The sequence below is a fragment of the Streptomyces sp. NBC_00286 genome (assembly GCF_036173125.1).
GTDB lineage: Bacteria > Actinomycetota > Actinomycetes > Streptomycetales > Streptomycetaceae > Streptomyces.
Genome location: NZ_CP108054.1, coordinates 7996097 through 8017400 on the forward strand (window position 1 = coordinate 7996097; position 21304 = coordinate 8017400).

The 21304-nt window shown below is 68.7% G+C and carries 22 protein-coding genes and 1 tRNA gene; 13 read left to right on the forward strand and 10 right to left on the reverse strand.

The window, feature by feature from the left end; all coding sequences use genetic code 11:
- Positions 1 to 348 precede the first annotated feature (348 nt).
- On the forward strand, positions 349 to 1776 hold the full coding sequence (locus OHT21_RS36135) for a hypothetical protein (protein WP_328772474.1): 1428 nt from the start codon (positions 349 to 351) through the stop codon (positions 1774 to 1776).
- Positions 1777 to 1816: 40 nt separating this feature from the next.
- Here the strand turns inward: OHT21_RS36135 and OHT21_RS36140 are convergent, their stop codons facing one another.
- The gene (locus tag OHT21_RS36140) at positions 1817 to 2119 is read right to left on the reverse strand and encodes a hypothetical protein (protein ID WP_328772475.1); all 303 of its coding nucleotides are present in this window, start codon (positions 2117 to 2119) and stop codon (positions 1817 to 1819) included.
- A gap of 258 nt (positions 2120 to 2377) precedes the next feature.
- Here OHT21_RS36140 and OHT21_RS36145 point away from each other — a divergent pair, with 258 nt between their 5' ends.
- The 5 genes from OHT21_RS36145 (at position 2378) to OHT21_RS36165 (ending at position 6671) form a co-directional block, all read left to right on the forward strand.
- Positions 2378 to 3844 carry an alkaline phosphatase PhoX gene (locus OHT21_RS36145; RefSeq protein ID WP_328772477.1) on the forward strand — a complete coding sequence of 489 codons (1467 nt, stop codon included), beginning with the start codon at positions 2378 to 2380 and terminating at the stop codon, positions 3842 to 3844.
- 65 nt (positions 3845 to 3909) lie between these two features.
- A tRNA-Ser gene (locus OHT21_RS36150) sits at positions 3910 to 3979 on the forward strand.
- 387 nt (positions 3980 to 4366) lie between these two features.
- Positions 4367 to 5950: a TROVE domain-containing protein gene (locus tag OHT21_RS36155; RefSeq protein ID WP_328772478.1), complete on the forward strand. Its 1584-nt coding sequence runs from the start codon at positions 4367 to 4369 to the stop codon at positions 5948 to 5950.
- A gap of 134 nt (positions 5951 to 6084) precedes the next feature.
- Positions 6085 to 6483: a hypothetical protein gene (locus tag OHT21_RS36160; protein WP_328772479.1), complete on the forward strand. Its 399-nt coding sequence runs from the start codon at positions 6085 to 6087 to the stop codon at positions 6481 to 6483.
- Entirely contained in the window at positions 6480 to 6671 is a 192-nt protein-coding gene (locus OHT21_RS36165) for a helix-turn-helix transcriptional regulator (protein WP_328772480.1), read from the forward strand. Before OHT21_RS36160 ends, OHT21_RS36165 begins: the two co-directional genes overlap by 4 nt.
- 67 nt (positions 6672 to 6738) lie before the next feature.
- On the opposite strand, the gene OHT21_RS36170 is transcribed toward OHT21_RS36165, so the two are convergent.
- Together OHT21_RS36170 and OHT21_RS36175 are read right to left on the reverse strand one after the other, a co-directional pair.
- Positions 6739 to 7929, reverse strand: a complete 1191-nt coding sequence (locus OHT21_RS36170; protein ID WP_328772481.1) for a DUF5685 family protein — start codon at positions 7927 to 7929, stop codon at positions 6739 to 6741.
- Positions 7930 to 8033: 104 nt separating this feature from the next.
- Entirely contained in the window at positions 8034 to 8492 is a 459-nt protein-coding gene (locus OHT21_RS36175) for an ATP-binding protein (RefSeq protein WP_328772482.1), read from the reverse strand.
- Between the two features lie 135 nt (positions 8493 to 8627).
- Here OHT21_RS36175 and OHT21_RS36180 point away from each other — a divergent pair, with 135 nt between their 5' ends.
- The 4 genes from OHT21_RS36180 to OHT21_RS36195 all read left to right on the forward strand — a co-directional run bounded on the left by OHT21_RS36180 (position 8628) and on the right by OHT21_RS36195 (position 11461).
- A complete protein-coding gene (locus OHT21_RS36180; RefSeq protein ID WP_328772483.1) occupies positions 8628 to 9446 on the forward strand; it encodes a helix-turn-helix domain-containing protein in 819 nt (272 codons plus the stop codon).
- Positions 9443 to 9691, forward strand: a complete 249-nt coding sequence (locus OHT21_RS36185; protein WP_328772484.1) for a DUF397 domain-containing protein — start codon at positions 9443 to 9445, stop codon at positions 9689 to 9691. The genes OHT21_RS36180 and OHT21_RS36185 overlap by 4 nt, the downstream gene beginning before the upstream one ends.
- Before the next feature lie 91 nt (positions 9692 to 9782).
- A complete protein-coding gene (locus OHT21_RS36190; protein WP_328772485.1) occupies positions 9783 to 10430 on the forward strand; it encodes a GntR family transcriptional regulator in 648 nt (215 codons plus the stop codon).
- A 14-nt stretch (positions 10431 to 10444) separates the two neighbouring features.
- On the forward strand, positions 10445 to 11461 hold the full coding sequence (locus OHT21_RS36195) for a 1-aminocyclopropane-1-carboxylate deaminase (RefSeq protein ID WP_328772486.1): 1017 nt from the start codon (positions 10445 to 10447) through the stop codon (positions 11459 to 11461).
- Here the strand turns inward: OHT21_RS36195 and OHT21_RS36200 are convergent.
- On the reverse strand, positions 11458 to 12216 hold the full coding sequence (locus tag OHT21_RS36200) for a GbsR/MarR family transcriptional regulator (RefSeq protein ID WP_328774350.1): 759 nt from the start codon (positions 12214 to 12216) through the stop codon (positions 11458 to 11460). The genes OHT21_RS36195 and OHT21_RS36200 overlap by 4 nt on opposite strands.
- Positions 12217 to 12438: 222 nt before the next feature.
- Here OHT21_RS36200 and OHT21_RS36205 point away from each other — a divergent pair, with 222 nt between their 5' ends.
- From OHT21_RS36205 to OHT21_RS36215, 3 genes are read left to right on the forward strand one after another with little or no spacing between them, the layout of a single operon-like run.
- Positions 12439 to 13107, forward strand: coding sequence for a DUF4097 family beta strand repeat-containing protein (locus OHT21_RS36205; protein WP_328772487.1), 669 nt, complete (start codon positions 12439 to 12441; stop codon positions 13105 to 13107).
- A gap of 33 nt (positions 13108 to 13140) precedes the next feature.
- Entirely contained in the window at positions 13141 to 14097 is a 957-nt protein-coding gene (locus tag OHT21_RS36210) for an ATP-binding cassette domain-containing protein (protein ID WP_328772488.1), read from the forward strand.
- A complete protein-coding gene (locus OHT21_RS36215; RefSeq protein ID WP_328772489.1) occupies positions 14094 to 14885 on the forward strand; it encodes an ABC transporter permease in 792 nt (263 codons plus the stop codon). The genes OHT21_RS36210 and OHT21_RS36215 overlap by 4 nt, the downstream gene beginning before the upstream one ends.
- A gap of 153 nt (positions 14886 to 15038) precedes the next feature.
- Here the strand turns inward: OHT21_RS36215 and OHT21_RS36220 are convergent, their stop codons facing one another.
- The 6 genes from OHT21_RS36220 to OHT21_RS36245 all read right to left on the reverse strand — a co-directional run bounded on the left by OHT21_RS36220 (position 15039) and on the right by OHT21_RS36245 (position 21130).
- Positions 15039 to 16274: a TerD family protein gene (locus OHT21_RS36220; RefSeq protein WP_328774351.1), complete on the reverse strand. Its 1236-nt coding sequence runs from the start codon at positions 16272 to 16274 to the stop codon at positions 15039 to 15041.
- A gap of 65 nt (positions 16275 to 16339) precedes the next feature.
- Entirely contained in the window at positions 16340 to 16561 is a 222-nt protein-coding gene (locus OHT21_RS36225; protein WP_328772490.1) for a hypothetical protein, read from the reverse strand.
- A gap of 429 nt (positions 16562 to 16990) precedes the next feature.
- On the reverse strand, positions 16991 to 17980 hold the full coding sequence (locus tag OHT21_RS36230) for a zinc-dependent alcohol dehydrogenase family protein (protein ID WP_328772491.1): 990 nt from the start codon (positions 17978 to 17980) through the stop codon (positions 16991 to 16993).
- On the reverse strand, positions 17977 to 18828 hold the full coding sequence (locus tag OHT21_RS36235) for a carbohydrate ABC transporter permease (RefSeq protein WP_165344107.1): 852 nt from the start codon (positions 18826 to 18828) through the stop codon (positions 17977 to 17979). The genes OHT21_RS36230 and OHT21_RS36235 overlap by 4 nt, the downstream gene beginning before the upstream one ends.
- The gene (locus OHT21_RS36240) at positions 18825 to 19763 is read right to left on the reverse strand and encodes a carbohydrate ABC transporter permease (RefSeq protein WP_328772492.1); all 939 of its coding nucleotides are present in this window, start codon (positions 19761 to 19763) and stop codon (positions 18825 to 18827) included. The genes OHT21_RS36235 and OHT21_RS36240 overlap by 4 nt, the downstream gene beginning before the upstream one ends.
- The gene (locus OHT21_RS36245; protein ID WP_328772493.1) at positions 19760 to 21130 is read right to left on the reverse strand and encodes an ABC transporter substrate-binding protein; all 1371 of its coding nucleotides are present in this window, start codon (positions 21128 to 21130) and stop codon (positions 19760 to 19762) included. The genes OHT21_RS36240 and OHT21_RS36245 overlap by 4 nt, the downstream gene beginning before the upstream one ends.
- Positions 21131 to 21304: the final 174 nt, after the last annotated feature.

Below are 21304 nucleotides of genomic sequence, written 5' to 3' on the forward strand. Positions count from 1 at the left end.
CCTCCGGGGACGTACATGAGCGCCGGGACGAGGGTGGTGCAGGAAGTGGTGCAGAGGGTGGTGCAGGAAGCGGTGCAGAGGGTGGTGCAGGAAGTGGTGCAAGGGACTGGCGGAGCCAGTGGCGTCTGTGGAGCCGTTGAGCTCTACGCGCGTCAATCTCGTGTGTGGCAAGGTGACTTGTCAAGGTTTCAGCCATGTACGGGTTCTGACAGGTTCATGAACTAGGCCGAGTGGGTGGAAATCCGTCTAGGCTGCGGTCAAGGGGCGGCGGCCGCAGTACGACGTTCGGACGGTCACCCGACCCCACGCATGTGTGCACGTCTGTACGTCCGAGGAGAGAACCAGCCGATGTCAGACAGCTCCACCCTGCCGCCGGTGCGGTTGACGTCCGAAGCGGAGCTCGCGCGGGACGCGCTCGCCACCCCGCTGCTCTCCCGTGCCGTCCGCCTCGCCCGCTGGGCCGGCCCGGACACCCGGGTCGGAGCCGGCGGCGAACTCGTCGAGGAGCAACTGCCGGACGCCGCCGCGGAACTCGGCCTCGAGGGCGAGGACGCCGCCGCTCTCGCGAGCGAGGCCTGGCGGGTGGCCGTGGACACCGGGCTCGTCGCCGTCCTGGACGAGGAGGAGGGGACGGTCGACAAAGGCGCCGAACTGGCGCTGGTCACCTCCGGCGCACCGGCCGACGTACTGGCCCTGTGGCTCGGAGCCCTGGACACCGTGCTCGCCGACGCGAGCGTTCCCGACCTCGACGACATCATGACCGCCGTGGACGAGGACGGCGAGCTCGACTTCTCCGCCCTGGACTGGGACCCGGATGCGGAAGCCGACTTCCTCGACGGCGTGCTCGGCAACCTCTACCTGCTGACCGTCAGTGAGGACGGCCCTGGCGACAGCCCTGTGCCGCTGCCCGCGCTCGCCGCCTCGGCGATCGTGCCGGACGACATGGCAGAGCCCACAAACGACGTCCTGGAGCAGGTGTCGGACGTGATGATGCGGCTCGACGACCAGTTCCGGCTCCTGGAACCGGCCGGTCTCGTCGATTTCCAGCCAGTCGACGAGGCGCTGATGACCGACCCCGAGGAGGAGCCCGCGGCGCCCTCGGACGAGACGGACATCTCGCGGTACGGAATGGTCCGGCTCACCCCGCTCGGCCTCTACGGCATCCGCACCCGGCTCCAGGAGGGCGGCCTCTCCGCCCCCGCGGTCGGTGACCTCGCGGACAAGGGCGCGGACGCCCTGCTCGCCGGCACCGCCCAATTCCCGCCCGCGGCAGCGCAGGCCGAGACCGAACAGTGGCTCGCCCGGCGTGAACCCCTCGCCGCGGCAAGGGAGTTGCTGAACGCGGCCCGCGGCTCCGATCCGGGCGCACCGCTGCGCAGGCTGCTCTGCCAGCAAGCCCTGTCGCTCGTCGGGACGGAAGCCTCGCAGGCCCTGCGCGAAGTGCTCGACGACCCCGAGCTGGGCGGCCTCGCCCGGGTGTGGCTCAGCGAACGGGGCGCCCCCGACGTGCCCGCGCCCTCCGAGGAGATGGTCTTCTGGCTGACCGTCGACACGATCGCCGCACAGCTGGCGGCGGAGGGCAACTCCGAGGAACTCCAGGCCCTGGTGCAAGGTCTTGCCGCCCAGCACAGCAACTTCTTCGACGCCGCCTGGCGCGTCGACCACCCGGCCACGCCTGATGTCCTGGAGGCCATGGGACGGCTCCACCCGGACAAGAAGGTCGCCAAGGAGGCCCGTAAGGCGGCGTTCAAGGCGCGGTCGCAGCAAGGGGGTTGAGCGCCGAGCGCTGTAGGCGGCTGAGTTCGGGGAGGCGGGCTTACGGGCCCTTGGGCGACTGCTCCTGCTCCGCCTCGCCCTGCGCCGACTCGCCCTTTGCCTCGTTCTCCGCCGGATCCTGCGTCTCGCCGTCGCCCATCGGCAGTACGCGTACGGGTACGCCCTCCAGCTCGTCCGGAATCACGTCCTCGGGCCGGAGGCTGTCGCGGGGCACCTCGTGGGTGACGAAGACGACGATCACGTCCTCACCCGAGTCCTCGTCCTGTCCGATGCCGACCCCGGTCACATGGGCCAGCCTCATCAGCCGGTCCTCGTGGAGGCGGCGCGCATGACGTGCGTCCACTCCGGCTCGCCTCCCAGGGGTCGTACGGATGGATGGGTTGCTGTTGGGTCGTGCGGATGGTTGCTGTCTATTTTACGAAGATTCTTCCGATCATTCGTTCGCACGGCGGGATTGGTCGGCCATATGGGTGGGTCCTTGGCCTTCGGTTGTCGGTCCGCGTTCAACCAGCGTTCAGGCACGAGCGGAAATGTGTGGCCGAAGGTCGACAATCGGCCACCCTCCACGGTCCCACTCCACCGTCACAGGAGAAAAGACAGCATGTCGCTCACCCGTAGGGACTTCGCCAGACGATCCGCGATCACCGGTGCCGGTGTCGCCCTGGTCGGCAGCGTCGGCGCCTTCGCCACCGCGCCGGGCGCACTCGCGACCCAGGACACCGAGACCATGGGGGACGACGCGGATTCCGGGGACGACGCGGAACGCCGAGGCGGCGGCGTCGGCTACGGCCCGCTCCTCCCCGACCCCAAGGGCATCCTCGCGCTGCCCGCCGGATTCTCGTACCGCGTCCTCACCTACAGCGGCAAGACCAAGCTGGAGTCCGGCGAGACCACCCCCTCCAACCACGACGGCACGGCGGCCTTCCCCGGCCCGCGCGGCACGACCCTCCTCGTCAACAACCACGAGCTGGACGGCCCCCGCTCCGAGGTGGAGTACCCGGTACCGCTCGCCAAGGGTCTCGTCTACGACCCGGCCGCACCCGGCGGCTGCACGGTCGTCGAGGTGCGCCCCGACGGGCAGGTCGCCGAGTGGGTGGGCATCGCGGGCACCGCCAACAACTGCGCGGGCGGCAGCACCCCTTGGGGCACCTGGCTCACCTGCGAGGAGAACTCCGACCGGGCCGGCGAGAACGGCATGACCAAGGACCACGGTTACGTCTTCGAGGTCGACCCCGCCGACCGCCGCGCCAACCGCGACCCCAAGCCCCTGAAGTTCTTCGGCCGTTACGACCACGAGGCCGTCGTCATCGACCCCAAGCGCGGCCACGCCTACCTCACCGAGGACGCCGACGAGCCCAACGGCCTCTTCTTCCGCTGGGTCCCGCCGAAGGGATTCACTTACGGCCGCGGCAGGTTCCGCACGCTCGCCGACGACGCCGGTGTCCTGCAGGCCCCCAAGTGCTATGACTCCGGCGGCCGTTACGTCGACGACCTGTCCCGCGCCACGAAGATCGGCACCGTGTACGGGGTCGACTGGGTGGAGGTGCCCGACCGCGACGCCAAGAAGGTCGCGGTGCGCGAGCAGTTCGACGAAGGCGAGGTCACCCGCGCCCGCAAGCTCGAGGGCATGTGGTGGGGCGACGGCGGCGCGTACATCGTCTCCTCGTACGCCCGTGACGAGAGCCCCGTCCACCACGACGGCCAGGTCTGGTTCTACGACCCCAGGCGCCGCACGCTGACCCTCAAGGTCCTCCTCGGTGTGAACCCAGACCCGTCCAAGGACGGCGCCTTCGACGGCCCCGACAACATCACCGTTTCCCCCTACGGCGGCATCATCCTCGCCGAGGACGGCGAGGGCGTCTCGCACCTCTTCGGCGCGACGGACGGCGGCCGTACGTACCCGATCGCCCGCAACGACCTGAACGTCGGCACCGAAGAGGAGCCGGAATACAGCGAGTTCGCAGGCGTCACCTTCTCGCCGGACGGAAAGACCCTGTACGCCAACATCCAGGACCCGGGCATTCTGCTCGCGATCACGGGTCCCTGGAAGCGCCAGAAGCGTGGTTGATCGTGGCTGATCGCGGCTGATTAATTCGTTGGCCCGGCCCGCGGTATGCCTCCTACAGTGATGCATGTCCAGGTGCGAAGGCAGGACCTACTTCCACTGCTAATGGGGCGGCCGCGGGTTCGAGTCCCGCCATCGGTACAACGCGCCGGTGTAGCTCAGGGGTTAGAGCGCCTACGTCGGTTCCGCCGGTCTTGAACTCTGGGCACCCACAATTTCATGCATGTCACGCACCTCCCGGTGCGCAGGCTGCGGCTACTTCTCTTCCAAAGAATCCATGCCGCCGCCGACTTGATCTCGGGAGGCGCAGCATATGGCGGGGGAGTGCCCGGTGCGAAGGCAGCGGCTACTTCTGGATCGGACATTTACGGGTTCGAATCCCGTCGTCGACCCCTGGTCGATGTGGCGGAACTGGCAAACGCATCCGACATAATGCCGTCGCCGCCCCTGATCTCGGGCATGTTCCATTTGCTGCGCCTTCCTCCGAAACACCAATGAACACAAACGAATTCGGGGGAATTCACCATGGCGCGGTTCAACACCAAGACTGCCAAGGCGCAGCCCACTTCTCGCGTGACGTCGACCGGGCGCGTTCTGCGTACCCATCAGGGCGGCCGGGGCCAGGAGCGTGACGCTCGCTCCGAGCTCTTCCTGCTCTCGATCGCCAACTTCGTTGCTCAGCAGACGTTTTACGAGACCGGTGAGGCCCGGGACGACCGGTTCGCCGAGCTCGTACGCCGGCTTGCCGTCGAGGACGCGGAGTGGACCGCGGGTCTGCTCGGCTGGCTGCGCGGCGAGGGCAACCTCCGTACGGCCGCCATCGTGGGCGCCGCGGAGTACGTGAAGGCGCGGCTCGACGCGGGCGCGACGGACGGCCCGTCCAACCGGCAGGTCATCGACTCCGTGCTGCGCCGTCCCGACGAGCCCGGCGAGCTGCTCGCGTACTGGACGTCGCGGTACGGCCGTGCCATCCCGAAGCCCGTGAAGCGGGGCGTCGCCGACGCCGTGCGCCGCCTCTACAGCGCCAAGTCGCTCCTGAAGTACGACACGGCGTCCAAGGGCTACCGCTTCGGCGACATCCTGAACCTGGTGCACGCCGCGCCGGACCCTCAGAAGCCGTGGCAGGGCGACCTGTTCCAGTACGCGCTCGACCGCCGGCACCACCCGGAGACGGCGGTGGTGCCCACGTCGCTGCCCGTACTGGCGGCCCACCGTGACCTGATGGCACTGCGGCCCGCCAAGCGGCGCAGGGTCGTGACCGGTGCGGGGGGCGCGCAGCGTCTCGCGGACGCGGGCATCACCTGGGAGGCGCTGGCCGGCTGGCTGCAGGGCCCGATGGACAAGGCGGCCTGGGAGGCCGTGATCCCGTCCATGGGTGCCATGGCGCTGGTCCGGAACCTGCGGAACTTCGACGAGGCCGGTGTCTCGGACGAGGTGGCGGCCCAGGTCGCCGCCAAGATCAGCGACCCGGCGGAGGTGGCGCGCTCGCGGCAGTTCCCGTTCCGCTACCTCGCCGCGTACCAGCACGCGCCGTCGCTGCGCTGGTCGTACCCGCTGGAGCAGGCACTCGGTCACTCGCTGGCCAACGTGCCCGCGCTGCCGGGCCGCACGCTGGTGCTCGTCGACCGCTCGGGCTCGATGTTCTGGTCCCGGCTGTCCGACCGCTCGGAGCTGAACCGGGCGGACGCCGCGGCGATCTTCGGCACGGCGCTCGCACTGCGGGCGGCGGACGCGGATCTCGTCGAGTTCGGTACGAGCAGCAACCGGATCGGCTTCCGCAGGGGCGAGTCCGTACTGAAGGTGCTCGACCGCTTCGGCGACCTCGGCGGCACCAACACCACCGAGGCCGTGCGCACGCACTACAAGAAGCACGACCGCGTACTGATCGTCACGGACGAGCAGGCCGCGTACAGCAACTACGGCGACCCGACCGAGCAGGTCCCGGCGAAGACCCCGGTCTACACCTGGAACCTGGCCGGCTACCAGGCGGGCCACGGCCCGTCCGGAAAGGGCAACCGCCACGTGTTCGGCGGCCTGTCGGACGCGGCGTTCCGGATGGTCCCGCTGCTCGAGTCGGCGAGGGATGCCGACTGGCCTTGGCTGGCTTGAACGGCGGTAGGGGGTGTGGCCCGCACTTCGGTGCGGGCCAAACGCTTGTCCGAGTGTCAAGCACACTTGACATCAAGGTGTGGCGCCTCGTAGCGTGTCAAGTGTCCTTGACGTCGCACCGGAGGGTGGCGCCCGTGCAAGCGCATAACGAGATCAAGGCGACCGCTCGGTTCGCGCTCTGGACACTCGCCTGGGCGGCGACCCTTGCCCTGGCCAAGTTCGGCCCGCAACACCTATGGGATCCGCCGCAGCGGGTGGCGAGCTGGGCCGCCGTTGCCGTCAATCTCGCCGCCGGCATCGGCTGGATCGTCGCCTTCACACACTTTCTCCGCACGATCGATGAGCTGCAGCGGAAGATCATGCAGGATGCGCTGGCGGTCACCCTCGGCGTGGGGTGGATCCTCGGATTCGCCTATGTCGTCACGGACGACGCCAGCCTCGTCGCCCGCGACGTCGATATCGCCGTCCTCCCCGCGCTCATGGGAGTCGTCTTTGTGGTCGCCTTCGTCGTCGGCAAGATCCGATACCGATGAAGAACCGCATCACGGACCTTCGCGTCGAACGGGGCTGGACGCAGGCCGACCTGGCTCAGCGTGCGGGCGTGTCCAGGCAGACGATCAACTCCATCGAAACGGGGAAGTTCGACCCAAGCCTTCCCCTCGCCTTCCGTCTCGCCAAGCTCTTCGACCTGAAGATCGAAGAGCTCTTCCTCTACGAATGACGCGACTTTCCGGATGGTGCGTGGCCTTGGCCGTGCTGTCCGACTGGTTGCACTGACCGGGAGCGGCTCAGCAATTGCAGCCGCAGTCGCACCCGTCGCAGCAGCAGCCGTCGTCGCCGCAGCAATTCCCGCAGCACTCACAGCAGCTGCAGCAGTCACCGCAGCCGCTGCAGTCGGCGTTGGTGCACAGCCCTTCCCGGCGTTCCCGGCTCCACGGGTCGTCGAACTCTCCGCAGCACATCTGGCAGGTACAGGCGAGCCCCATCCACACCGCGCACCCGGCGAGCAGCCCGCGCCGGTCGCGGCGGGGCGGCTCCGGGGGCAGCGGGGCCCCCGGTCCGCCGGGCGGGGCGTACGGTCCGCCCGGCATCGCTCCCGTCGGTGCGGGTCCGTGCGCGCAGGCGGCGGTGCCGAAGGCCCGGTCCACGGAGGTGCGCAGCTCGTGTACGAGCAGCCGGTGCGCGAGCTTCGGGTCCGTGAAGTCGGCCTCCCGCAGCGCTAGTCGTATCCCGTGTACGGCGTCGTCGGCGAGCCGCCGGGCTTCCGTGAGCGGCGTCCCGGTCGCGGTGAGGGGGTTCCAGGCACCCGACGCGGCGTCAGCCTCCTTGTCCTCCACGGCGTCCAGGAGATGCGCGAGCCGCCCGAAGAGGCGCCCGGCCTCGGCGAGCGGTTCCGCGTTGCCCGGCCGTCCGGCGAGGACCGCGGTGTGGGCGAAGGCGGCGGCGGTCGCGGTCTCGGTCGGTTCGGTGACCGTGAGAAGGGGCGTTCCGGGCCCGGCGAGCGCCTCGATGCCGACCTGCCGGTCCACGGCGTCGACGAGCAGGGCGGTGTCGAAGCCGACGTCCGAGCCGGTCTGCTCGCCAGCCCGGCCCCAGCTCGCGGCGACCCGGCGGGCGGCGAGCGCCACCGGTTTGCGGGCCAGCAGCCCGTCCCTGTCGGCGACATGGTCGCGCACCTTGGCGGAGGCGAGCACCAACGAGACGGCGGCCGCGAGCCGCGCCCCCTCACCATGTGCCACGGACGCGCTACGCATTCCGCGCAGCGGACACGGTCCCGCCGTGCGCCGCCCACCGCCGCCCTTCTCGGCCTGAGCCTCCGTCAGAACGGATATCAGCAAGCCGTCGTAGTTCGTGACGACCCTCGCGAACTGCCCGTGGTCCTTGCGCAGCGCGAGGCACAGCCCGCACAAATGCGCCATCCACTGGGTTTTGAGATTCTCTCCGAGCCGGTGACGGCAGGGCCTGACGATTCCGAACACGACGATCCCCCGTGGTGCGTACGGTGTTGAACTGCGGTGAGCTGCGGCATCGTATCGATCGCCGCATTCGCCCGTACGCACCCCCCATCACCGATACGCCGTCCCTATGGGGACCCTTCCCGATGACCGCTGTGGAGTGTGAACCAGACCGTCTTGCCGATGCCGCCGGGGCGGGGTTCTGCGCCCCAGTCGGCTGCCAGCGTTGCCACCAGCGGTAGGCCTCGGCCGGACTCGTCGTCCGGGGCCGCCTCCCGAAGCGTCGGGAGCGTGTCGTTCGCGTCTGTTACGGATACGCAGAGATGGCCGGCGTTCAGGACGCAGCGGGTGCGGATCTGGCGGCCGGGGGAGACCTTTGCGTGGCGGTACGCGTTTGTCATCAGCTCGCTGAGCAGAAGTACGGCCGTTTCCGTCAGCTCGTCCGGGAGCTTCCATGCTGTGGCCTGGTCGCGGAGGAGGGTGCGGGCCCGGCCGACGCTGCGGGCGTGGCGGGGGAGGTGCCATTCCACGTCCTTGATGTCTTCGACGTCTTCGGGGGCCTCGGCGTCGTCGCGGTCCTTGGGCATGTGTGCCGTTCCTTGCGTGTGATTCTCCGTCATTCGCTGTGAACAGGCTGGTCGTTGGTGCGTAGCCTCGGGGAGTATCGGAGTGGGTACACAGCGTGGCTGTACACGGTGTGGTGGCAGGAGGCGGGTGGGTGCGTGGCTTCCGGGGAGTCGCAGCAGGCGCAGCAGAACTGGCGGTACTGCGGTGGGCAGATCAAGTTGTGGCGGGAGGAAGCGGGGGTCAGCAGGCAGGAGTTGGCCAAGGAGGCCAGCTACGAGTACGAGTACGTCAAGTCGATGGAGTGCGGGAGGCGTCGGCCGACGTTGAGGTTGTTGCAGGTTGCGGATCAGATGTGTGGAGCGCGGGGCAAGTTGCTTGCGGCGCACGAGTACTTGAAGCCGGAGAAGTTCCCGCAACGTACGCAGCAGTACGTATTGGTGGAGGCCGAGGCGATCACCCTGTACTCGTACGCGGCGATGCTGATTCCAGGCCTGTTGCAGACTGCGGAGTACGCCCACGAGCTGATCAGCAATAGCTGTCCGCCCCTGGATGAGGAGACGATCGAGGAGCGCGTGGCGGCCCGGCTGAAGCGGCAGGAGAAACTGACAAGCAAACCCCCGGCGCACTTCAGTTACGTTATCCACGAGGCTGCGCTGCGTGCCGTGGTCGGTAGCCGGGATGCGATGCGGAGGCAACTCGACCACCTGCTCCAGGTGGGGAAACAACGCAACGTGTTGATCCAGGTCCTACCGTTCGAAGTAGCTCCTCCTGTTGCGCTCGGCGGCCCGCTGGTACTCGCAGAGACCACTGACCACGAGCACTACGGCTACGTTGAAGGGCAGGAGACGGGGGCGCTGTACGTCGAAGCGGACAAGCTCAACGCCCTTACACAGCGCCATGGCATGATCCGCATGCAGGCGCTTAACGTCGAAGAGTCTGCTCGGTTCATCAGGAAGGTGGCGGAGGAGCAATGAGCGCCGAGCTGTCGTGGTTCAAGTCCAGCTACAGCGACGACCAAGGTGGCGAATGCCTCGAAGTCGCCCTGGACTGGCGCAAGTCCAGCTACAGCAGCAGCGGGGGCGGCGAATGCCTCGAAGTCAGCGCCTGCCCCCACACCATCCACCTCCGCGACTCAAAACTCGGCCCCCAAAGCCCCCGCTTCACCATCCCCCCCACCGCCTGGACCGCCTTCGTCGCATACGCCTCCCGCGAGGCCTGAGCCCCGGGCCTCGAGATCCACGGAGTGGCCCGCACTTCGGTGCGGGCCACAGCCTTGTGTGCGGCGGAGATTGACATCTAACATTTCAGTTGTGGACGCCATAGGGCCCGTGTCCCGCACCTTGCTCAGGGACCGGGCGTACGAAGTGATCAGGGACGCCATCGTGGCCGGGGACATCGAACCGGGCGCGGCGGTGCGCGACGCCGATCTCGCCGAGCGGCTCGGGCTGTCCAGGGCGCCCGTGCGTGCAGCCTTCTCGCGGCTCGTCGACGAGGGGCTGCTGGAGAGCAAGCCGCAGAGCTACACGCGGGTGACCCCGGTCGTGGCCTCCGACGTACGGGACGCGGCGGCCGTCGTCGGGGCCATGCACGAGCTGGCCGCGCGGATTGCCGTGCCCCGGCTGTTCGCCGCGGACGTCGAGACGATGCGCTCGGCCAACGAGCGGTTCTCGGCCGCCGTACGCACCGGCGACGTGGACAGCGCCCTGCGCGCCGACGACGAACTGCACGACGTGCTCGTACGCGTCAGTGGCAACCGCGCGGCCGCCGCCACCATCGCCCGCTACACCCCGCTCATCCGCAGGCTGGAGCGACGGCGCTTCGGTGAGGGCGGCAACTGCCGTTCGGCCGGGCTGCACGAGCAGCTCATCGAGGCCTGCGCGGCCGGTGACGTGGACGAGGCGGTCCGCGTCACCGCGGAGATCTGGCGGGGGCTCGAAGGCCTCGCCGACGGCGACTGATCCTGGGAGGATCCATGTCCCTTTCCTCGTACGACCGTTACCCCCTCCTCTTCGGGCCCTCGCCCGTGCACCCCTTGGAACGGCTGACCAAGTACCTCGGCGGCGCCGCCCTCTGGGCCAAGCGCGAGGACTGCAACTCCGGTATCGCGTACGGCGGGAACAAGACGCGCAAGCTGGAGTACCTCGTCGCGGACGCGCTCGCGACGGGGTGCGACACGCTCGTGTCCATCGGGGGCGTGCAGTCCAACCACACCCGGCAGGTCGCGGCCGTCGCCGCACGCGCCGGGCTCAAGTGTGTGCTGGTGCAGGAGAGTTGGGTGGAGTGGCCCGACGCCGTGTACGACAAGGTCGGCAACATCTTGATCAGCAGGCTGGCGGGCGCCGACGTACGGCTCGTACGGGCCGGGTTCGGGATCGGGTTCAAGGAGAGCTGGGAGCAGGCGCTCAGGGAGGTCGAGGAGGGCGGCGGGAAGCCGTACGCCATTCCCGCCGGGGCCTCCGACCATCCGCTCGGCGGCCTCGGGTTCGCCGGGTGGGCGTACGAAGTCGCCGAGCAGGAGCGGGAGTTGGGCGTCTTCTTCGACACTGTGGTCGTGTGCTCCGTGACCGGGTCGACGCAAGCCGGCATGGTCGCCGGGTTCGCGGCCCTTGAGGAGGCGGGCGGGCGACCGCGCCGCGTCATCGGTATCGACGCGTCGGCCGCGCCCGCCCGCACCCGTGACCAGATCGCGCGGATCGCTCACCGCACCGGCCAACTCATCGGCGTACAGAAGGAGTTGGACGAGTCGGACGTCGAACTCGACGAGCGGTACCACGCGGGCACGTACGGCATCCCCGACGAGGCCACGCTGGAGGCGATGCGGCTCGCCGCGCGCACCGAGGGGATGGTGACGGACCCGGTGTACGAGGGGAAGTCGATGGCCGGGCTTGTCGATCTCGTGTCGCGGGGCGAGATCGAGCGGGATGCCACGGTGCTGTACGCGCACCTCGGCGGACAGCCCGCGCTGAACGCGTACAGCGCGCTGTTCTAAGAGGTCGCTTCAGGCTTCGAGGTCGATTCGGGCTTCGAGGTCGATTCGGGTTTCGTGTGAAGGATTTCGCGGGCCTGTTCCGCGGCGCGGACCGTGCTTTCGACGACGAAGTCGAGGAAGCGGGCGACGTTCTCGAGGCGGGTGCCGGCCGGGGTGTCGGGGCCCAGGATGCCGGCGCCCTGTCGTGCGGTCTCGACGATCTGGGCGAGGGACCGGGCGCTGGCCACCATCGTCTCGTACCAGATGTCGTCGTCGACGACATAGCGCTCGCGGCGGCCTTCGCCCTGTTCCCTGCGGACGAAGGCCTGGCTCTCGAGGAACGAGATCGCTTTCGAGATGGACGCCGGGCTGACCTGGAGGCGCTGGACGAGTTCGGACGCGGTGAGGCTGCCGGAGTCGGTGAGGGTGAGGCAGACCATCACGCGGGCCGTCATCGCGGTCATGCCCGAGGCCATCATGACGGTCGTGAACATCTCCTCGAACTCGCGCACCGCCTCGGTGTCGCGCCCGTAAGCCTGCTCGGGCGCCTCGCCCACCCGTGGTGCGGCCCGCTTGCGCCGGTGGGCGCGGCGTTCGGCGGTGCGGTGGGCCAGGTCGGCGCGGTAGCCGGTGGGGCCGCCGTTGCGCATCACCTCGCGCGTGACCGTCGAGGTCGGGCGCTCGAGACGTCTGGCGATCTCCGCGTAGGCGAGGCCGTCGGCCAGCCCCAGCGCGATCTGCTGACGTTCCTGCTGGGTGAGTCTGCCTCCCGGCATCGCGGTCTCCTTCGTCTTGCGTGGTGGCTCCAGCATAGCGTTCAGTTTCAGTCCAGTGCAACGCGCCTGCGACTGCCGTTGCGTTAATCTCGAAAATCGTTGCAACGATTTCCTGGCTTCTACCTGCATTAATGGTGTTACTTTGCAACGAGTCTGTTGCTCGATCCATGAATGCAACGTAGCGTTTCTGTCATCGGAAACGACGAGCCACAGGAGAGCATCATGCAGAAGTTCGACACCCCCGCCCCGATCGCCGCCGTCCTCGACATCCAGGCCGGGCGGGTGCAGATCATCGCCGCCGACCGGGCCGACACCACAGTCGACGTCCGGCCCGCGGACCCCTCCAAGAGCCGGGACGTGAAGCTGGCCGAGCAGACCACGGTCGAATACGCCGACGGCACCCTGCGAATCACGGCCACGGCGCCGGCGAAGAACCGGATCGTGGGCCCGTCCGGCTCGGTCGAGGTGACCGTCCAACTGCCCGCCGGCTCCCGCGTAGAGGCGAAGTCGGCGGCCGCCGAGTTCCGCGGCGTCGGACGGCTCGGCGACGTGGTCTTCGCGGACGGCTACCGCTCGGTCAAGATCGACGAGGCCGCGAGCGCCCGCCTCACGGCCCTCGACGGTGACATCTCGGTCGGCCGCCTGGGCGGCTCCGCGGAAATTAGCACCCAGAAGGGCAACATCACGATCGCCGAGGCCACCTCCGGCACCCTCGTGCTGCGCACCCAGATGGGCGACGTATCGGTCAGCGCCGCGGCCGGAGTCTCCGCCGCCCTGGACGCCGGCACCGGCTACGGCCGCATCAGCAACGCCCTCAAGAGCGACGGCACCACCGAACTTGACATCCGTGCCACCACCACCCACGGCGACATCACCGCCCGCAGCCTCTGAATCCGCCTGCGGCCTCCAAAGGAGCTTCCCATCATGACCAACCTGGCCATCGCGGCGAACGGGCTGCGCAAGGCGTACGGGGACAAGACGGTCCTCGACGGTATCGACCTGGCCGTCCCGGAAGGAACGATCTTCTCGCTGCTCGGTCCGAACGGCGCAGGCAAGACCACCGCCGTCAAGATCCTCTCGACCTTGATCACCGCTGACGCCGGTGAGCTGCGGGTCGGCGGCCATGACCTGGCCGTCGAGCCGCAGGCGGTACGGGCCGCGATCGGCGTCACCGGGCAGTTCTCGGCCGTGGACGGGCTGATCACCGGAGAGGAGAACATGCTCCTGATGGCGGATCTGCACCTGCTGTCCCGCAAGGAAGGCCGGCGCACCGCCGCCGAACTCCTGGAACGCTTCGACCTGGTGGAGGCCGCCCACAAGCCCGTCTCCACCTACTCCGGCGGCATGAAGCGCCGCCTGGACATCGCCATGACGCTGGTCGGCGACCCGCGGATCATCTTCCTCGACGAGCCGACCACCGGCCTCGACCCGCGCTCCCGGCACAACATGTGGCAGATCATCCGCGAGCTGGTCTCCGACGGGACCACCGTCTTCCTCACCACCCAGTACCTGGAGGAGGCCGACGAACTCGCCGACCGCATCGCGGTGTTGAACGACGGGAAGATCGCCGCCGAGGGCAGTGCCGACGAGCTGAAGCGGCTCATCCCGGGCGGGCATGTGCGGCTCCGGTTCGCCGACCCTGCCGCGTACCAGTCCGCCGCCGTCGCCCTGCGCGAGGTGACCAGGGACGACGAGGCCCTGGCCCTGCAGATCGCCAGCGACGGCAGCCAGCGCGAACTGCGTTCCATCCTCGACCGGCTGGACTCGGCCGGCATCGAGGCCGACGAACTGACCGTGCACACCCCCGACCTCGACGACGTCTTCTTCGCCCTGACCGGCCCCGCCAACGTCCCCAACCAGCCCAAGGAGTCCGTCCGATGAGCTCCCTCGCCCTGGCCGCACGCAACTCCAACACGATGCTGCGCCGCAACCTCCTGCACGCCCGCCGCTACCCATCCCTCACTCTGAACCTGCTGCTCACCCCGGTCATGTTGCTGCTGCTCTTCGTCTACATCTTCGGAGACGTGATGAGCGCGGGCATCGGTGGGGGCGGCGCGGACCGTTCCGACTACATCGCCTATATCGTCCCGGGCATCCTGATGATGACCATCGGCAGCACCGTGATCGGGGCGGCTGTGTCCGTCTCCACCGATATGGCCGAGGGCCTGATCGCCCGCTTCCGTACGATGGCGATCCACCGCGGTTCGCTGATCATCGGGCACGTCGTCGGCAGTGTGTTGCAGGTGCTCGCCAGCCTGGTCCTGGTCGGTGCCGTCGGAGTGGCGATCGGCTTTCGGTCGACGGATGCCACGGCTCTGGAGTGGCTGGCGGCGTTCGGACTGCTCGCGCTGTTCGCGCTGGCGCTCACCTGGATCGCGGTCGGGATGGGTATGGCCAGCCCGAATGCTGAGGCGGCCAGCAATATGGCGATGCCGCTGATCCTGCTGCCGCTGATCTCGAGCGCCTTCATTCCGGCTGACACGATGCCGGGCTGGTTCCAGCCGATCGCCGAGTACCAGCCGTTCACTCCGGCCATCGAGACCCTGCGCGGGCTGTTGCTCGGGACCGAGATCGGCAACAACGGGTGGATCGCGATCGCCTGGTGCCTGGGCCTGACGGCGCTCGGCTACCGCTGGTCGATGGCGCTGTTCAACCGGGACCCGAAGTAGCCGCCGTGGCAACGGCGCGGTTCAACCACGACCGGCAGTGACCGCCATGAGAGCGCGGGCCGCATCCCGCAACTCGTCCCGCAACAGGGCGGCGTACACCGACACCACGTCGGAGTACGCCGCCCTGTTCGTGTATTCCGGTATCCCGGGTCCCTACAACGCCTGCGCCGCGGGCTTGACCATGCCGCGCACCGTACGGGACTTGACGAAGTCGCCCATCGCCGTCATGTCCCACTCGCCGGAGAACTGCTTGATCAGCTTGGCCATCATGACGCCGGTCTGGGCCTCGGCGTTGGTGAGGTCGAAGCGGACCAGTTCCTCGCCGGTGGCGGCGTCCAGGAGGCGGCAGTAGGCCTTGGCGACCTCGGTGAACTTCTGGCCGGAGAAGGAGTTCACCGTGAAGACCAGGCCGGTGACCTCCTGGGGGAGGCGGCCGAGGTCGACCGTGATGACCTCGTCGTCTCCGCCGCCCTCTCCCGTGAGGTTGTCGCCGGAGTGCCGGATTGCGCCGTTCACGATCTGGAGCTTGCCGAAGTAGCAGCTGTCGATGTGGTTGCGCTGCGGGCCGTACGCGATGACCGACGCGTCCAGGTCGATGTCCTTGCCGCGGTACGCCGGCTCCCAGCCGAGACCCATCTTGACCTGCGAGAGAAGCGGGGCGCCGCCCTTCACCAGGGAGACGGTCTGGTTCTTCTGCAGGCTTACGCGGCCCTTGTCGAGGTTGATCTTTCCGGCGCCGGGGGCCGGGGCGGGCGGTACCGGGGGTGCGGCCGGGGGCGGGGTCGCGGTGCGCGGGTCCAGGATCGGGGCCGGAGGGGTGACCGGGGGCTGCATCGCGGGGGCGGCGGGCGGGGCGACGGGTGTCTGGGCGGGAGTCGGAGTCGGAGTCGGAGCCGGTTCCTCCACCGTGACGCCGAAGTCCGTGGCGATGCCCGCCAGGCCGTTCGCGTACCCCTGGCCGACCGCTCGGGCCTTCCAGGCGCCGTTGCGGAGATAGACCTCCACGATCACCAGCGCCGTCTCCGCGCCCAGTTGTGGGGGTGTGAACGTGGCCAGTACGGAGTTGTCGTCCGCGTTGCGAATCGTCGCCGTGGGTTCGATGCCCTGGAAGGTCTGGCCTGCCGCGTCCGGGCTCGCCGTGACGACGATCTTCTCGATGCCCGGAGGCACGGAGGCTGTGTCGACCACGATCGCGTCCGGGGCCGCGCCGCCGCCCGAGCGGTACGTCACGCCGGGGCCCGTGGGCTGGTTGTAGAAGATGAAATCGTCGTCGGAGCGCACCTTGCCGTCGGCGGTGAGCAGCAGGCCCGATACGTCGAGCCGCACCGGGGCGGTGACGTCCACCGTCACGCGGGCGACGGGGAGAGGGATGTTCGAGCCGGGGGTCATAGCTGTCATGTGTGGGGTAACGACCGGGCCCGCTTTACCGTTCCCTTACCTGCCGCCCAATTGGGTCAGCGGCTGTTGCGGGGGTGGTTGCGGGCGGTGCGTTCGTTGCCGTGCTTGTAGTTGCCGGTCCAGCGGGCCATGACGAGTTGGGGGTCACCGGATTCCACTTCGGTGAGGAACTGGGTGGCTCGGGGGCCGCGGAGGGTTGTTGCGGGGTGGGCGTTGTGCGTGATCCGCACGGTGCCGTCTGGGTGGGCTTCGTAGTGGAAGCCTTGGGGGCGGGGCATGGGGCGGATGCTACGGCTCGGCGCCACGCTGGCCCACTGGGTTTCGCCCCTGCCGCCCTTACCCGTCCCATACCAAGGGGCTCCGCCCCTGGACCCCGCTGGGGGCTGCGCCCCCAGACCCCCGTGCCCCGGACCCCGGCCATGGGCTGCGCCCCTGGGACCCGCTCGGGGCTCGCCCCGGACCCCGTTCGGGGGCCAGCCCCCGAACCCCCGCTCCTCAAACTCCCCCAGCTACCGCTGGGGGTGCCCCCAGAGGTGCCCCCAAGGGGCCGATTTTTCAGCCCGTCCGGCGTTTGAGGACGAGGCCGTTCAGGCCGATGGGGTCCAGGGGCGGAGCCCCTGGTGGGGTCTGGGGCGAAGCCCCAGCGGGGTCCAGGGCGGAGCCCCTTGGTATGGGACGGGTAGGGGCGGCGGGGGCGAGCAAACCCCCTACGGGACCACCACGATCTTCCTGCCCACCCCCGACGCGAACTGCTCCAGCGCCTGCGGGTAGTTGTCCAGGGCGATGCGGTCGCTGATGAAGATGTCCGGGTCCAGGACTCCGCCCGCGAAGAGTTCCGCCGCGCGCTCGAAGCTGTGCAGCACCGCCATGGAGCCGGTGATGGTGATCTCCTGGTTGTAGATGCGGTACGGGTCGATCGTGACCCGGGTCGCGTAGTCCGCCACGCCGAACTGGAGGAACGTACCGGCCTTCGCCACCCGGTCCAGGCCGTCCTGGATCGCCGCCGCGTTGCCCGTGGCGTCGATCACCAGGTCCCAGCCCTGGGGACGGTCCAGCTCGTCGGGCGTCGCGGCGGACGCCGAGACGCCGAGCTGCTCGGCCGTCGCCAGGCGGGACGGGTTCAGGTCGACGATGTCCACACTCGCCGCCCCCGTCCGCTTGGCGAGCTCCAGCATCATCAGGCCCATCGTTCCGGAGCCGTAGATCAGGACATGGGCGCCGAGGCGGGACTGCAGGACGTCGTAGCCGCGGACCGCGCAGGAGAGGGGTTCGACCAGGGCCGCGTCCTGGGTGCGTACGTGCTCGGGGAGCTTGACGCAGTTGGCCACCGGCGCGACGGCGTACTGGGCGGCGCCGCCCGCCGTGGACACGCCGATCGCCGCCCAACGCTCGCAGAGGTTGTTGTGGCCCGTACGGCAGTACCGGCACTCGTAGCAGTACAGGGACGGGTCCACCGCCACCCGGTCGCCCACCGACAGCTCCGTGACCTGGGTGCCCACCCCGACCACCTCGCCCGCGAACTCATGCCCCGGCACGATCGGCAGCTTGGGCGCGAACTCGCCCTGGAGGATGTGGAGATCGGTGCCGCAGAGGCCGCATGCGGCGACTTCCACGACGACCTCGCGTGGGCCCGGCGTCGGGTCCGGGACCTCGGCGACGACGGCGCGGCCCACGGACTCGATGACGGCGGCCTTCATTTCACGGCTCCCAAAGACAGGCCCTGGACCAGTTTGTCCTGGGCAGCGAACCCCGCGGCGAGCACCGGCAGGGAGATGACGAGCGAGGCGGCGCACACCTTCGCCAGGAACAGGCCCTGGCTGGTGATGAAGCCGGTGAGGAAGACGGGGGCCGTTTCGGCTACGACGCCCGTCAGCACCCTCGCGAACAGCAGCTCGTTCCAGCTGAAGATGAAGCAGATCAGGGCCGTGGCGGCGATGCCCGGGAGGGCGATCGGCGCCACTACACGGGCCAGGATCGTCGGCAGCTTCGCGCCGTCGATCTGGGCCGCCTCGATGATCGCCACCGGGACCTCGGCGAGGAAGGACTGCATCATCCACACCGCGATCGGCAGGTTCATCGACGTGTAGAGGATGACCAGGAGCCAGATGTTGTCCAGCAGGCCGGTGTTCCGCGCGAAGAGGTAGATCGGCAGCAGGCCCGCCACCACCGGCAGCATCTTCGTGGAGAGGAAGAAGAACAGGACGTCCGTCCACTTCTTCACCGGGCGGATGGAGAGGGCGTACGCCGCCGGCAGGGCCAGTACGAGGACGAAGAGGGTCGAAGCCAGCGACGCCACCGTCGAGTTGATGAGCGAGGGCCAGGGGCTCGCTCCGCCTCCCGCGCCGAAGAACTCGCGGTAGCCGTCGAGCGTGAGGGCCGCGGCGAAGGACGGGGGATTGGTGGCGGCGTCCTCCTCGGAGTGGAAGGACGTCAGGGCCATCCACGCGATGGGCAGGAAGAACAGCAGGCCGAGCAGCCAGGCCAGCACACCCAGGCCGGCTCCCTTGGTACGGCGGGGACGCAGTCGTATCGCGGTGGCACTCATGCGCGGGACACCTCCTCACGGAACAGGGACGAGACCACGCGCAGTGCGAAGGTCGCGATGATGATCGAGCCGATGACGACGAGGACGCCGGCCGCGGAGGCGAGGCCGTTCTCGTGGGCCTGGTAGAAGCTCTGGTAGACGGTGTAGGGGAGGTTGGCGGTGCCCAGGCCGCCGGACGTGATCGTGAAGACCGCGTCGAAGTTCTGGACGATGTAGATCGAGCCCAGGAGGGCGCCGAGTTCGAGGTAGCGGCGCAGGTGGGGGAGCGTGAGGTAGCGGAAGACCTGCCAGTCGCTGGCGCCGTCCACCTTCGCCGCCTCGATCTGTGCGTGGTCGCGGCTCTGCAGGCCCGCCAGCAGGATCAGCATCATGAAGGGCGTCCACTGCCAGATCAGTGAGGCCTCGATGGCGAGCAGCGGGTTGTCGGAGATCCAGTCCGGCTGTGGGCCGCCCACGTAGTGCAGCAGGCCGTTGAACAGGCCGTACTCCGGGTTGTAGAGCACGTGCTTCCACAGCAGGGCCGCGGCCACCGGGACCACCAGGAACGGCGCGATCATGAGCGTACGGACGATGCCGCGGCCCCGGAACTTGCGGTCCAGGAGCAGCGCCAGGATCAGACCGACGACGAGGCTGGCCAGGACCACGGCCGCGGTCAGCAGGATCGTGGTGAAGACCGACTTCCGCAGATCCGCGTCGGTCAGGACCTCGGAGTAGTTGGCGAAGCCCGCGAACTCCCGGGCGTCCGGGTAGAGCGAGTTCCAGTCGAAGAAGGAGATCACCAGCGTGGCCACGAACGGGAGTTGGGTCACGGCGATCATGAAGATCAGGGCGGGCAGGAGCGGGGCCCTCGTCGCCCAGGCGCGCAGTCGGCCCGAGGGGGGCTTCTCCGTGCGTACGGGTGTGGCGGCTACCGGAGCTGTCGTCGTGGCGGTCATCGTCCCTCGTACTCCTCGGAGATCTCCTCAGCGAGTTGCTGCGACTTGTTCAGGGCCGACTCGACGGACTGGCGCCCGGCGATGGCCGCGCTGATCTCCTGCGAGACCTTGGTGCCGAGGTCGGTGAACTCGGGGATGCCGACGAACTGGATGCCGGGGGCGGGCCGCGGCTGGACTCCGGGGTCGTTCGGCCGGGCGCCCTCGATGGCGTTCTTCGTCATCTCCTGGAAGGCGGCGGCTTCCTTGGCGTAAGCGGGATTGGTGTACGTCGATGCCCGCTTGCCGGCCGGTACGTTGGACCAGCCGATCTCTTCGCCGACCAGCTCCTCGTACTCCTTGCTGGACGCCCAGGAGACGAACTTCCATGCCTTGTCCGGGTTCCGCGACGCGTCCTGGATGCCCCAGGCCCAGGTGTAGAGCCAGCCGGAGGAGTCCGTCTTCTCGACCGGCGCCGGTACGTAGCCGATCTTCCCCTTGACGGGGGAGTTGGCGGACTCCAGGGAGCCGGCGGCCGATGTGGCGTCGTACCACATGGCGACGTTGCCCTGGGTCATGTTGTTGAGGCACTCGGCGAAGCCGGACTGGGCGGCGCCGGACTGACCGTGTTCGCGGACGAGGTCCACGTAGAACTTCGTCGCCTCTTTGAACTCGGGGGAGTTGAGCTGTGCCTTCCAGTTCTTGTCGAACCAGGTGCCGCCGAAGGTGTTCACGACCGTGGTGAGCGGCGCCATGATCTCGCCCCAGCCCGGCAGTCCGCGCAGGCAGATGCCCTTCATGCCCGACTCGGCGCCGTCTGCCTTGGCGGCGAGGTCCGCCACCTGCGTCCAGGTCGGGCGCTCGGGCATCGTGAGGCCCTCCTTGGCGAAGACGTCCTTGCGGTACATCAGGAAGGACGACTCGCCGTAGAAGGGCTGTCCGTAGAGCTTGCCGTCCTCGGCGGTCAGGGACTGCCGCATCGGCTTGAGGACGTCCTTCTCGTCGTACGCGCTGTCCTTGGCGACGTACGAGTTCATCTCGTGCAGCCAGCCGTTCTTGGCGTAGATCGGTATCTCGTAGTTGCTGAGGGTGGCGACGTCGTACTGGCCGGCCTGGTTGGCGAAGTCCTGGCTGATCTTGTCGCGGACGTCGTTCTCCGGCAGCACGGTGAAGTTCACCTTGATGCCGGTCTCCTTGGTGAAGTGCGCGGCGGTGAGCTTCTGCAGCTCCACCATCTGCGGGTTGTTGACCATGAGGACGTTGATGGAGTCGCCGCCGGAACCGGCTCCGCCCGCTCCGGTCCAGCAGCCGGAGAGCAGCGGGGCGAGCAGCGTCCCTGCGGCGGCCGCGGCGAGTAGCCCGCGCGGCCTCCGTCGGCTCTGGGTTCGCATGGATCGCTCCTGGATATTTGGTGCAAATGGGATGGCTCTGGGGAGTGTGATGCTACGTAGGGGTCGGTTTGGTTTTCGTACCGAGTTGGCCGAGTTGGTTGGGCTTTCGGACGGAGTCGGTTTGGTTTTCGAGCTGACTCGGTGGGGGCGGGGAGTCGGTTGGGTTTTCGGACT